This is a genomic window from Enterococcus sp. DIV2449a, assembly GCF_051711225.1.
GTDB lineage: Bacteria > Bacillota > Bacilli > Lactobacillales > Enterococcaceae > Enterococcus_D > Enterococcus_D casseliflavus.
Window position 1 is genome coordinate 1,490,422 of the sequence record NZ_JBIOME010000001.1, and the last position, 13,339, is coordinate 1,503,760.

Consider the following 13,339-nt stretch of genomic DNA (forward strand, 5'->3'; position numbering starts at 1 on the left):
CCTCCATGTTTCGAAAAGTTATAAAATAGTGTTTCATGTATTATACTACAACAGAATGAAAAGCCTTACAATAAGAGAGTAGAAATCATTTTATTTTAAAGGAGCGTTCACTTATATGACAAAATTTTTTGATAGAATTCTATTTGGCGGCGATTACAATCCCAATCAGTGGCCGAAAGAGATTTGGGAAGAAGACATTCGGATCTTTAAAAAAGCAAGTATCAATAGCGCGACCGTCAATGTTTTTTCATGGGCAAAGATCCAACCCTCTGAAAATTGTTATGATTTTGAGGAATTGGATCAAATCATCGAAAAATTAAGTACGGAAGGCTTCGACATCGTCTTAGCCACTTCCACAGCCGCTTTGCCAGCTTGGATGTTTAAGAAGTATCCAGAAGTCGCTCGCACCGATTATGATGGACGCCATCATAAGTTTGGGCAACGGCACAATGCCTGTCCCAACAGTTTGGTTTATCAAACATACGCAGAACGCTTGGCAACAAAATTAGCCGAACGTTACGGCGAAAATCCACAAGTGACTTGTTGGCACATCAACAATGAATACGGCGGCGAATGTTATTGCGACAACTGTGAAAAAGCGTTTCGTGTCTGGTTAAAGGATAAATATCATACGATCGAAGCACTGAATAAAGCCTGGAATATGGAATTTTGGGGTCATACCGTGTATGAATGGGATGAAATCGTGCTGCCAAATGCGCTGTCAGAAGGAATCGGCTATGACAAGACGGCTTTTGCAGGAATTTCTATTGACTACCGACGGTTCAACTCGGATAGTCTTTTAAAAAACTACATGATGGAGCGTGACGCTATTCGGAAAATCGATCCCACAACACCGATTACAACGAATTTGATGGGAACCTTTAAAGGACTGGATTATTTCAAGTGGGCAAAGGAAATGGACCTTGTTTCGTGGGATAATTATCCATCATACAATACGCCATGGAGCTTAGTAGCCATGACCCATGATTTGATGCGCGGGTTAAAACAGCAGCCCTTTATGTTGATGGAACAAACACCTTCCCAACAAAACTGGCAGCCTTATAATTCATTAAAAAAACCAGGACAGATGCGGGCGCAAAGCTACCAAACGATTGCTCATGGGGCAGATACGATCCAGTACTTCCAATTGCGTCGTTCCATTGGTGCTTGTGAGAAATTCCATGGTGCGGTCATCGAACATGTCGGTCATGAAGACACGCGGGTTTTCCGAGAAACAGCAACTCTTGGGGCTGAATTAGCGCAGCTTTCAGACATCATTGGCACGCAAACCCGAGCACAGGTTGCCGTGATTTTCGATTGGGACAATTATTGGGCATTAGAATACACGAGTGGTCCGACCGTTGATCTGAAATATGTTGAACAGATCCATCGCTACTATCGCTATTTTTACGAACAAAATATTGCAGTCGATTTGATTCCCGTGGATGCTGACTTATCAAAATACAAGCTAGTCGCAGCTCCGGTTCTTTACATGATCAAAGAAGGGATGCAAGAGCGGCTCACTGATTTCGTTAAGCAAGGTGGTGCCTTACTTACGACGTATATGAGCGGCATCGTTGATCAATCAGACAATGTTCACTTAGGCGGCTACCCTGGCCCCTTGCGGGAGTTAGCTGGCATCTGGGTGGAAGAAATCGATGCATTAGCCCCAGAACAATCAAACGGGGTTTCGTTAGTCAATGAAGAACTCACAGGAACAAGTAATTTAGTCAGCGATTTGATTCATTTAGAAAACGCCGAAGCGCTAGTGCATTACACGAGCAATTTCTATGCAGGAATGCCGGCAGTGACCAAAAATACATTTGGCGATGGAACCGTCTATTACTTTGGTGGACAGTTGGAAGATCAGCTGCAAGATCAGCTTTTCAAAATGATCGTCGAAGAAACCGATATTACCCCAGTGATCGAGGAGGCAACAAAACTAGAAATTGCCTGTCGTGAAAATGCAGAGGCGAAATTTTTCGTCATCATCAATTTCCACGAAGAAGCACAACCGCTGCCAGAATTGTTTGTTGGAAAAACGGATCTTCTGACGGGCGAGGTTCTTTCTTCAGGAATGATGCTGGCACAATACACCACCTATATCGTCAAAGAGGAGCGTAACTGATGCGAACTTTTGCTATTGAAGATGACTTTTATTTAGACAACAAGCCTTTTAAAGTGATCTCTGGAGCGATCCATTATTTTCGTGTCGTTCCTGAATATTGGCAAGATCGCTTAGAGAAACTACGCTTGATGGGCTGTAATACAGTCGAAACCTATGTTCCTTGGAATCTTCATGAAGCACAGGAAGGTGTCTATCAATTTGATGGGATCCTTGATTTGCGGCGATTTATCCAAACGGCACAAGAAGTAGGGCTTTATGTCATTTTGCGACCAGCACCTTATATTTGTGCAGAATGGGAATTTGGGGGACTGCCTTATTGGCTATTGCAAGATCCTATGATGAAGCTTCGGTTTGATTATCCCCCATTTATGGAAAAAATCACTCGTTATTTCGCCCATTTGTTTCCACAAGTGCGGGATCTGCAGATCACCCAAGGCGGTCCGATTATAATGATGCAAGTAGAAAATGAATACGGCAGCTACGCCAATGATAAAGAGTATTTGCGGAAAATGGTGGCTGCGATGCGGCAGCATGGTGTAGAAACGCCGTTAGTGACCTCTGACGGACCTTGGCACGATATGCTAGAAAACGGCAGTATCAAAGACTTGGCATTGCCTACGATCAACTGCGGCTCCAACATCAAGGAAAACTTTGAAAAACTTCGAAGATTTCACGGAGAAAAACGGCCACTGATGGTCATGGAATTTTGGATCGGCTGGTTTGATGCCTGGGGTGACGACCAGCACCATACGACCTCAACACAAGATGCAGTAAAGGAATTGCAGGATTGTTTAGCATTAGGTTCTGTCAATATCTATATGTTTCATGGCGGGACCAACTTTGGCTTTATGAACGGGTCAAACTATTATGAACGCTTAGCGCCGGATGTCACTAGCTATGATTACGATGCCTTGTTGACAGAATGGGGAGAACCTACTGCCAAATACCAAGCCTTCAAAAAGGTGATCGCTGACTATGCGGAAATTCCTGAGTTTCCATTGAGTATGAAAATTGAGCGAAAAGCTTATGGAACATTCTCAGTGAAAGAACGAGTCTCCTTGTTTTCGACGATCGACACGATCAGTCAACCGATCATAAGTAATTACCCGTTATCGATGGAAGCCTGCAATCAAGCGACAGGTTATATCTATTATCGCTCACTGATTGGGCCTGCTCGGAAGATTGCCGACTACCGTCTGATCAATACGATGGATCGTGCCCATACGTTTATCAACCAGGAACTTTTGCGTATCGATTACGATCAAGAAATCGGTCAAACCTACAGTTTCGATTTATCAGAATCAGAAAACGAGTTGGGGATCTTGGTGGAGAACATGGGGCGGGTCAATTATTCCGTAAAAATGAACCATCAGCACAAAGGCATCAAAGACGGTGTGATCATCAATGGCGCTTTCCAAAGCAACTGGGAAATCTATCCCTTACCGATGGATAATTTGCATGCCATTGATTTCCAAGGAAATTGGCAAAAAGGACAACCAAGTTTCTCACGCTTTGAATGTATTTTTGATGAATGTGCAGATACCTTTATCGAATTGCCAGGCTGGGGTAAAGGATTTGTCCAAGTCAATGGTCATACGATCGGCCGTTTCTGGGAAAAAGGACCGCAGCAGCGCTTGTACGTCCCAGCACCGTTTTTAAAAATCGGAATGAATGAGATCATCGTTTTTGAAAGTGATGGGAAAATCGCTGATGAGATCGTCTTTCATGATCAGGCGGATTTAGGCCCAGAAGCATAAAAGTTCAAATTAATCATTGACAAACCCTAGCTTCAACTACTATCATAAGGGTAATCGAATCCGTGCTATGATCGGAAGAAAGAAAGAAGACCATTCCATGAAGCGAACTTGGGAGAGTGAAAGCCAAGTTGGAACCTTATTTCGCAGGCGTCCGTGAGCATGATCAATGAAGCTGCCGACTTGTCGGAAGTAGGGTGGAACCGCGAATTTATCGTCCCTATATCTATACACTTTGTATAGATATAGGGACTTTTTTATGTTTCACACCAAGAATAGCCAAAAACAAAGGAGGGTTTTTATGTTATTTGATATGACGATTCCAGCAAGTGCGTTTACCGAAAAAAAGCTCAAAGTATTAGCAAGTATTCCACTGCAAGTTCGCCTTTTAAAGGATGAACAGCTTTTAAATGAATTTACAACGAGTCCAGACCAAATGCTTTACGACTTATCGGATGTTTTAGAAGCAGATGTCGTGGTCGAAGTGAAATTGATCCCTGGATCAGTTGTCGAATTTTATCCTGTCGTCAATGCGTTATAAGAAAGGAAGAAAAAGATGAGTAAACTAACTGTGCAAGAGATGATTTTGACCCTGCAAAAATTCTGGTCTGAAAACGGCTGTATGCTGATGCAGGCCTATGATACAGAAAAAGGGGCTGGAACCATGAGCCCATATACATTTTTACGTGCAATCGGTCCAGAACCATGGAACGCCGCTTACGTAGAACCTTCTCGCCGTCCAGCTGATGGCCGCTACGGGGAAAACCCAAATCGTTTGTATCAGCACCACCAGTTCCAAGTCGTAATGAAGCCTTCTCCTGAAAATATCCAAGAGCTTTATTTAGAAAGCCTGCGTCTTTTAGGGATCGATCCATTAGAACATGATATTCGTTTTGTCGAAGATAACTGGGAAAATCCTTCAATGGGTTGTGCAGGTCTTGGTTGGGAAGTTTGGTTAGATGGGATGGAGATCACTCAGTTTACGTACTTCCAACAAGTCGGCGGCCTAGCATGTAAGCCAGTGACATCAGAGATCACTTACGGCTTAGAACGTCTAGCATCTTATATTCAAGAAGTTGAAAGTGTCTACGATCTTGAATGGTCTGCAGGTGTCAAATATGGTGAGATTTTCCGCCAACCTGAGTATGAACATTCAAAATATTCCTTTGAAGTCAGTGACCAAGACTTGCTTTTAGGAAACTTCGATCGTTTTGAAAAAGAAGCAAAACGTTGTATCGATGAACGCTTAGTTCATCCAGCTTACGACTATATCTTAAAATGCAGCCATACCTTCAATTTGTTGGATGCTCGTGGCGCAGTCTCCGTCACTGAACGTGCTGGGTACCTCGCACGTATCCGTAACATGGCGCGTCAAGTAGCAAAACTATTTGTAGCAGAACGGGAAAACCTCGGTTATCCATTGCTTGATCCAGAAGTGGCGCAAAAACTGATTGAGGAGGGAAAATAAGATGGCACAAAACCTATTATTAGAAATCGGCTTAGAGGAATTACCTGCGCATGTCGTAACCCCAAGTATGAAACAATTACAAGAAAAAACGGCAGCTTTCTTAGATGCTCATGCGTTGCCTTATACAACGATCGAAGCCTATTCCACACCTCGCCGCTTGGCTGTCTATGTCACCGGTATTCCTGAAAAACAAGCGGATACGCAAGAAGAGGTCAAAGGACCAGCGAAAAAAATCGCGTTAGATGAAGCAGGCAATTGGTCGAAAGCAGCTCAAGGGTTTGTTCGTGGACAAGGATTGACAACCGATGACATCACCTTCCGTGAATTAAAAGGTGTTGAGTATGTCTATGTAACAAAACATACCCAAGGTCAACCAACCGTTGAGGTATTGAAAGGATTGCAGGAAGTAATCACGAGTTTGACGTTCCCAGTAACGATGCACTGGGCAGACTACGATTTTGAATATATCCGGCCAATTCATTGGATCGTAGCACTCTTTGGTGAGCAAGTCATTCCTTTCCAAATCCTTGATATTGTTACCGGTCGCGAGTCAAAAGGTCATCGTTTCTTAGGTGAGGCAGTCACGTTTGATCATGCGGACGACTATTTGGAAAAAATGAAGCATCAATTTGTCATCGCTGATCCAAGCGAACGTCAACAAATGATCACCGCGCAAATCAATGCGATCGCTCAAGAAAACAACTGGCGGATCGATTTAGATGAAGACTTGCTAGAAGAAGTGACAAATCTAGTTGAATACCCAACAGCCTTTGTAGGGGACTTTGAAGAAAAATACCTTTCTGTCCCTGAAGAAGTATTAGTTACTTCTATGAAAGAACATCAACGTTACTTTGATGTCCGCACCCTTGACGGAGAATTGCTGCCGCACTTCATCTCTGCCCGCAACGGGGATGCTGTGAAGATCGATAATGTCATCAAAGGAAACCAAAAAGTCCTGACCGCTCGTCTAGAAGATGCTGAGTTTTTCTACAATGAAGACAAAAAGCTGACCATTGACCATTGCGTGGAAAAACTTAAGCAAGTCACCTTCCACGAAAAAATCGGCAGCTTGTATGAAAAAATGCAACGTGTCGGACTAGCAGCGCAAATCATCGGGAAGACCGTTGGTTTAACACAAGAAGAACTGACCGACCTTCAACGGGCAGCTCAAATCTATAAATTTGATTTAGTGACCAATATGGTAGGGGAATTCCCTGAGTTGCAAGGGATCATGGGGGAAAAATATGCCCTGATCCAAGGAGAGAAACCAGCAGTTGCCCAAGCGATTCGTGAACACTACATGCCGATCTCAGCAGAAGGCGAGCTGCCACAATCAAAAATCGGGGCTGTTTTAGCGATTGCGGATAAATTAGACAGCTTACTTGCTTTCTTCGCTGTTGATATGGTTCCAAGCGGTTCAAACGATCCTTATGCTTTACGCCGTCAAACCTACGGGATTATCCGCATCTTAGCTGAAAAGCGCTGGTACTTCCCATTTGCTCAGTTGCAAGAAGAAATTCGTGAAGCCATTAATGCCCAACCGGAAATTTTTGGGATTCAACTTGCCGCTGGTCAAGAACAAGTGACCGATTTTGTGAAAGGTCGTCTGCGTCAATTCTTACTCAGCAAAAATACGCGTCATGATGTCATCGAAGCTGTCTTAGGCGCACGTCAAGCAGACATCAGCACGTTGTTTGAAACGGCTCAAATGTTAAGAGAACATCTGCAGGACAACGACTTCAAACCATCGATGGAAGCTTTGACACGGGTGATCAATTTAGCGAAGAAAGCCGAATTGGATCAAGCAGCAATTGATCCTGCCTTGTTTGAAAACGACTCTGAAACTGCCTTGTATGAAGCGGTCTTAACAGTAGAGGACAAGTTCCCACATCAAACGATGGAAGAAAACTACCAAAGCTTAGTGGCATTGCGCCCATTGATCGAAGCTTATTTTGATCAAACCATGGTCATGGTGGAAGATGAACAGATTCGCCGCAACCGTTTTGCCTTGTTGGATAAAATCGCGAAGATGAGTCTGGCAGTGGCTAGTTTAGATGCTTTGATTACGAAATAAAAGAAGCTTGTAGTTGCACGTTTCTAAATAAAAAAAGCTGGAACTGAAAGAAGCAGTTCTAGCTTTTTTCTATGTTTCTCGATTTGCTTGTGTTCAGTCCCAAGAAAACCGTCCTTTTCGTACAATGAAAGGACGGTTTTTGGTGTTAAATTTTATAGCCGATCCCCCAAACGGTTTTGATTTAGAGGACTTCTTGTGGGTATCGTGCATTTTTTCCCGAAGGTTTCGAACGTGGACCATGATGGTATTATTGGAAGACGTGTAATATTTTTCGCCCCAAACCTCTTGAAACATTTCCTCAGAGCTTACCACTCGTCCTTTTCGCTCCATCAATAATTTTAAAATGGAAAATTCGATCGGCGTCAGGGAAAGTTCTTCTTCTTGCAAGAAACATTTTCGCTTATTGACATCTAATTCCAACTCCCTCACGATCAATTTGTTTTGATCTGAGCCGTTGTATTGAGTCGAGCGGCGTATCTGAGCTTTCACCCGAGCGATCACTTCCAACGGACGAAAGGGCTTGGTGATGTAATCATCGGCACCAATTGTCAAACCAGTGATCTTATCGATCTCCTCAGATTTAGCTGTCAACATAATAATTGGGTAATGATGCTTTTTGCGGATGATTTTACACAGGTCAAAGCCTGTTATATCTGGCAGCATGACATCAAGAATCGCCAAAGAAAAGCTGTTTTGCTCGATCTGTACCTGAGCCTCATTCCCATCTGCACAAGTGATGACAGAAAAATTTTCGTTTCGTAAATAAAAGGCAATCAAATCTGAGATTTCTTTTTCATCTTCAACTAAAAGTATCTTTTCCACTCGTATTGACCTTCCTTTTCAGTTAACTGACTTTCTAGTTTTTTCATGTTGATTTATCGCTAAAGGCAATGTGACGATCATTTGAATCTCATTGTTCTTGCTAGCAGCTCGGATCGTTCCCTGATGCGCCAAAATAATTTCTTTGGCGATCGCCAATCCGAGACCTGCTCCACCTGTCTTGGTTGAACGAGCTTGATCCAGACGATAAAATTTTTCAAATAATGCCTCCAATTGTTCTTGTTCGATCGGCTCACTTTGATTCGCTAGGATAAAAGTTGCTGCTTGTTCGTCCACGGTTAGCTGCATTGTGATCGTGGTTTGATCAGGCGCATAGGCAATGGCATTTTTTAACAGATTGTTTAACACTCGCGCCAACTGTTCACTATCGGCTTTTAATTTCAAGCTCTCTGGTCCAGAGTAGCAGATGGTTTGTTCTTTTTCTTTCAGCAGCGGATAGAATTCTTCTTGGATTTGCTTCAGTAAGAAGACGAAATCAAGTTCCCGTTGATACAATTGGATGTCTTGCAGATTAAAACGGGTGATGTCGAAAAATTCATTCATCAGCGTTTCCAAACGCTCAGACTTTTCTAAAGCAATCGTCAAGGATTGCGTCATTTGTTCATTGGTCAAGTTTTTCGTATCCAACAATAGGTTGAGATAGCCGATCACTGAAGCTAAGGGAGTCTTTAAGTCATGCGCCAAATAGGTGATCAAGTCCTTGGTGCGCTGTGTTTCTTCCTTTAAAAGAGCCTCATTGCGGTTCATCGAATCTTTTATTTTTAATAATTCATGATCGATCGCTAGGCTGCCCGTCGAACTTGCTTCCGATTGAGAGAAAAAGAGCTGAATTCCTTCGGCGATCCTTGCAATTTTTTTCCTTGAAACATAACGATAACTAAAATAGCAAATCAAGGTAACGGCAAAAACGAGAAAGAGGGAGAATGCCAAGAACAATTGTTTAACAGGGCGCCAGTCGACAAATGTACCAAGGATCATCCCGCCTTGGCCATCACTTGATTCCACAACTTCCTGTAAAACGAGGTTTGAAAAAAAATTATCCAGCACCATTTGAATGAGTCTCGTTTCCTTTAATAGCCATAAGGCTCCTACCAATAAGAAGAAGCCAACCAGAAAAAAGACAAATGAAGAATATTTACTACGCATGAAACAGTCCTTTCTAACTCTTTCTTGATTCTTTCTTGATTATAGCAAAGAGGAGTAGGAGCGAATAGCTAATTCTTCTTAAGAATTCTTCATATTAATAAAAAAAGAATGGAAAAATTTTATTTTCTTAAGAAATCTTCAGCAGATATTAAGAGAAACGTTCAAAACGGAAATTGATTCAATGGTTAAATAAAGGTGGTCATTCGATTAACCAATCAGGAAGGTGAGATGTTTGAGAAAGCATATGAACAAATCAAAAAAGAGTTTCATGATCATCAGTAGTTTACTGATCATCGGCAGTTTAGGCTGGACGAGTGCCTGGGGGGTTGCTCGTCGTGAAGAACCTTCCATCACTCAAATAACTTTGCAAGATCTGCAACCGAGAGCAGATTTTTACTTAGTAGGAGTCGTTGAACCAGCAAGAACGGTTGAAGTCAAGGTGGATAGCTCAAGAGGATCAGTTGTTGAGAAAAAAGTAGAGGCAGGGGATCAAGTCAAAGCAGGGCAAGCTCTTTTTGTTTACTCTAACCCTGAGGGAGCTTTGGCCATTAAAGAAGCAGAACAGGCGACGGCAAATCGCTCGAGAGCTGTGGAACAAGCAAGACGGCAAACGAATCAAAAATGGGAACAATACAATAAGGTAACGAATCAGCTGGAGGAGACGAAACAAAAAATTGCCAGTGCGGAAGAAGAGGACAAAGAAGGGCTGGAAGATCGTAAAACCGATTTGGAAATGCAGCAAAGTCAATTACTGCTAGAAGCGCAAAACTTGGAGAGCAGCATTGGCGATGCCGAATTAGAGCTGGAACGGGCAGAATTAGAACTACGTTCAGTCAAAGAGCAACATGGCTCAGACGTCGTGGAAGCCGAAATTGATGGAATCGTTAAAGACGTGGACGAGCGACAAATGAATCGAAGCGCAAGTGAAGCGGCCCCAGAGAATCCTTTTATGACGATCGTTGATACCAGTCGGCTCTTTTTAAAAGGGACTGTGGATGAATTTCGCCGCAATCAACTTGAGCCTGGTCAAAAGGTTGAACTTAGAGACCGTAATGGCGGCAGTCAGCGATGGACTGGAAAGATCACCCGAGTTGGGGATATGAAAGAGCCTTCGGTAGTGGTTGAAGAACAAGGCGCAAACCCCAATTTGTCGCAATTTAGTTTTGAGGTCGTTTTGGATGAAAGTGAAGAGCCACCTAGTATTGGCATCCATTGTTTTGTAGAACGCATTGAGGAAGAGCAAACCGCGATCAAGCTGCCCAAATCTTTCGTGTTTTATGAAGAAGATAGGCCCTTCATCTACGTCGTTGAGGGCCATAAAATCAGTAAACTATCCGTGGAAATCATGGAAGATGAAACGGATGAAGCCATGTATCTGTTAGAAAGTGAACTGGATATGCAAGTGGTGCTCGTCTTCCCAACAGTTCGGATCCAAGAAGGAATGGATGTGAAACCAAATGATCCAACTGATTGATGTCTGCAAAACGTTCCCACAGGGTACTAGCGAGATTCACGTTTTGAAAAAAATCAACTTAACAATCAATGCTGGCGAGTTTGTTTCTATCATGGGCCGATCAGGATCAGGCAAGTCGACCTTGATGAATATTATTGGCTGTTTAGACACGCCAACAACGGGCAGCTATCTACTTGATGGTAAAAATACCAGTCAATTGAGTGAAGATAAACTGTCCGAGATCCGCAATCAAAAAATCGGCTTCGTGTTTCAAAATTTTGAACTGTTGCCCAAACTATCTGTTTTACAAAATGCTGCCTTACCGCTCTTGTATGCTGGTATCAATCAGGAAGAACGTACGTCTCGAGCTATTCACGCCTTAGAAAGTGTCGGATTGAGGGATCGAATCGATTTTAGGATCAATCAGTTGTCGGGGGGGCAAAAACAACGAGTAGCGATCGCTCGGGCATTAGCAGGAGAAGCAAATGTGATTTTAGCAGATGAGCCGACAGGTTCTTTAGATACCGCTAATAGTCATGAGATCATGGCGTTATTTACTAAGCTGAATCATCTAGGAAAAACAGTGGTTTTGATTACCCACGAACAAGAAGTCGCGGACTATGCAATGCGGCAAATCGTCATTAAAGATGGTGAAGTTGTTGAGGAGGGCAGAAAATGACCGAAAATATTCGCTTAGCCATTCAAGCAATCTACCAGCATCGTTTGCGTTCCTTGTTGACGATGCTAGGAATTATTGTCGGGATTGCCTCCATCATTTCCATTGTGAGTATCATCAACGGAAATACTGAGAACATGAAAAAGCAGCTGATTGGTGGTGATACTAACTCGATGCGGATTGAATATGACGCCAGAAGTGCTTTTTTAGCGGGCGAAAGCGGCAGAAATGATCGTTTGCCTGATTACGCCCCGCAACTATCAGAAGGAGAGCTGCAAAAGTTGCTGACCATTGATCACGCCAAGAACGTTAGCTTGTTCTATGAAGCCAATCTGACAGTTTTCCAAAGAGACCAGCAAACCGATACGACAGTGTTAGGCATGGATCGCGGGTTCTTTGAAATTTTGCCCCATACGATCCTTGCTGGCAGAGCAATGACTGAAACCGAATTGCAGACACAAAAGCAAGTTGCGGTGATTACGAAAGATTTGGCGGAAATTTTTTTCTCGTATCGTGATCCTATCAATCAACTGATCGAAATCAATGGGACGCCCTTTCGCATCGTTGGCGTAGCTGTTTCTGACACGGAGCAACTGTCAGGGAAATATGTCTTCATCCCTCGAGGCAGCCAAAGTTTCGTCGAAGGAAAGATCAACCAAAGGCCAACAGTGCTGTTTCAGGCGACGAATGCGGACGTCTTAGAATCAGCAGTCGTCCAAGCCAGCCATGAATTGACCAAGAGTATTCCGCCTTCAGATTTTGTTTTTTCCATCCGCAACTATGATGAAGTGCAGAAAATGACCGATGATATCAATCGATCGAATATGATTTTACTGGGGGGAATTGCTAGCATTTCCTTACTCGTCGGTGGGATCGGAGTAATGAATACGATGCTAGTCAGTGTGACAGAGCGTACCAGAGAGATCGGTTTGAAGAAAGCATTGGGTGCCAAACGTAAAGTGATTTTGCAGCAATTTTTGACAGAAGCAATCGTTTTATCGGTGATCGGCGGGCTGATTGGCATCTTCGTCGGTCTGTTGATCAGTCTGATCGCCTTGCGTCTGTTAGAGTATCCGATGACGATCTCATTGTTATCCATTTTGATCAGTGTGTCATTTTCAATGCTGATCGGTACTATTTTTGGTTACTTACCCGCTTATAAAGCGTCGAAATTAAAACCGATCGAAGCATTACGCTATGAATAAAAGGAAGGTGTTTTTTATGATAAAAAAACAAACAGTAATTATCTTGTTTGTGGCATTACTTAGTGGTTGTGGTGTTGCTGCGAATGATCCACAGACAAACAACGACAACGTACCGATCAACAACCAAATAAATACGCCGCAAACGCAAACAAGTCAAAGTGGAGACGAGACCCAAAATAATCACGATCAAACCGATCAGACAAAAGCGCAACAAGTGACTCAGACTGATGCAGAGCGAGCGAATGAGGAATTGGCACAAGCAGATGAAACGGGCATTCTTGTATCTATGGATGGGGATCATTTTGAACTAGAGATAACCAATTTTTCTACAAGAACTGAAGGGGATGAGGAAATCGATATCGCAATATCTTCAGAAGAAAAACTCAAATTTACGATTACTAGCGAGACTGAGATAAAAGTAATTCTATATGATGCACAATCGCATAATTCTCGAATCGTGGAGGGGTCACGTGCGGATCTGCAGCTTGAACGATCGGTAAGTCTTTATGGGCAGCGAGTAGGCGACACCTTCATTGCCACGAAAGTCCTCGTCTTACAAATCAATTAATCGTTGTTCTTAAAAGACAACGAAAAC

Annotated in this window: 10 protein-coding genes and 1 pseudogene; 9 read left to right on the top strand and 2 right to left on the bottom strand. The window is 43.0% G+C overall.

Features of this window, described 5'->3' with window-relative positions:
* Nucleotides 1-115: 115 nt before the first annotated feature.
* The 5 genes from IGI76_RS06975 to glyS all read left to right on the top strand — a co-directional run bounded on the left by IGI76_RS06975 (nucleotide 116) and on the right by glyS (nucleotide 7,424).
* Entirely contained in the window at nucleotides 116-2,128 is a 2,013-nt protein-coding gene (locus IGI76_RS06975; RefSeq protein WP_194192896.1) for a beta-galactosidase, read from the top strand.
* The gene (locus IGI76_RS06980; RefSeq protein WP_438781259.1) at nucleotides 2,128-3,885 is read left to right on the top strand and encodes a glycoside hydrolase family 35 protein; all 1,758 of its coding nucleotides are present in this window, start codon (nucleotides 2,128-2,130) and stop codon (nucleotides 3,883-3,885) included. Before IGI76_RS06975 ends, IGI76_RS06980 begins: the two co-directional genes overlap by 1 nt.
* 298 nt (nucleotides 3,886-4,183) lie before the next feature.
* On the top strand, nucleotides 4,184-4,423 hold the full coding sequence (locus IGI76_RS06985) for a hypothetical protein (protein ID WP_194192894.1): 240 nt from the start codon (nucleotides 4,184-4,186) through the stop codon (nucleotides 4,421-4,423).
* 15 nt (nucleotides 4,424-4,438) lie between these two features.
* Nucleotides 4,439-5,350 carry a glycine--tRNA ligase subunit alpha gene (gene glyQ, locus IGI76_RS06990; RefSeq protein WP_005225852.1) on the top strand — a complete coding sequence of 304 codons (912 nt, stop codon included), beginning with the start codon at nucleotides 4,439-4,441 and terminating at the stop codon, nucleotides 5,348-5,350.
* A 1-nt stretch (nucleotide 5,351) separates the two neighbouring features.
* Nucleotides 5,352-7,424 (top strand): glycine--tRNA ligase subunit beta, encoded by a 2,073-nt coding sequence (gene glyS, locus IGI76_RS06995; protein ID WP_194192893.1) that lies wholly within the window; start codon nucleotides 5,352-5,354, stop codon nucleotides 7,422-7,424.
* A gap of 145 nt (nucleotides 7,425-7,569) precedes the next feature.
* Here glyS and IGI76_RS07000 read toward each other — a convergent pair.
* A pseudogene (locus IGI76_RS07000) lies at nucleotides 7,570-8,246 on the bottom strand (response regulator transcription factor).
* Nucleotides 8,247-8,264: 18 nt separating this feature from the next.
* Nucleotides 8,265-9,410 carry a sensor histidine kinase gene (locus IGI76_RS07005; protein ID WP_194192892.1) on the bottom strand — a complete coding sequence of 382 codons (1,146 nt, stop codon included), beginning with the start codon at nucleotides 9,408-9,410 and terminating at the stop codon, nucleotides 8,265-8,267.
* A 244-nt stretch (nucleotides 9,411-9,654) separates the two neighbouring features.
* Between IGI76_RS07005 and IGI76_RS07010 the strand changes: the two genes are divergently transcribed.
* From IGI76_RS07010 to IGI76_RS07025, 4 genes are read left to right on the top strand one after another with little or no spacing between them, the layout of a single operon-like run.
* Complete coding sequence (locus IGI76_RS07010) at nucleotides 9,655-10,884, top strand: efflux RND transporter periplasmic adaptor subunit (RefSeq protein ID WP_194192891.1); 1,230 nt, start codon at nucleotides 9,655-9,657, stop codon at nucleotides 10,882-10,884.
* On the top strand, nucleotides 10,868-11,542 hold the full coding sequence (locus tag IGI76_RS07015; RefSeq protein WP_438781262.1) for an ABC transporter ATP-binding protein: 675 nt from the start codon (nucleotides 10,868-10,870) through the stop codon (nucleotides 11,540-11,542). Before IGI76_RS07010 ends, IGI76_RS07015 begins: the two co-directional genes overlap by 17 nt.
* Nucleotides 11,539-12,744: an ABC transporter permease gene (locus tag IGI76_RS07020; protein ID WP_194192889.1), complete on the top strand. Its 1,206-nt coding sequence runs from the start codon at nucleotides 11,539-11,541 to the stop codon at nucleotides 12,742-12,744. Before IGI76_RS07015 ends, IGI76_RS07020 begins: the two co-directional genes overlap by 4 nt.
* 16 nt (nucleotides 12,745-12,760) lie before the next feature.
* On the top strand, nucleotides 12,761-13,312 hold the full coding sequence (locus tag IGI76_RS07025; protein ID WP_438781265.1) for a hypothetical protein: 552 nt from the start codon (nucleotides 12,761-12,763) through the stop codon (nucleotides 13,310-13,312).
* Nucleotides 13,313-13,339 lie beyond the last annotated feature (27 nt).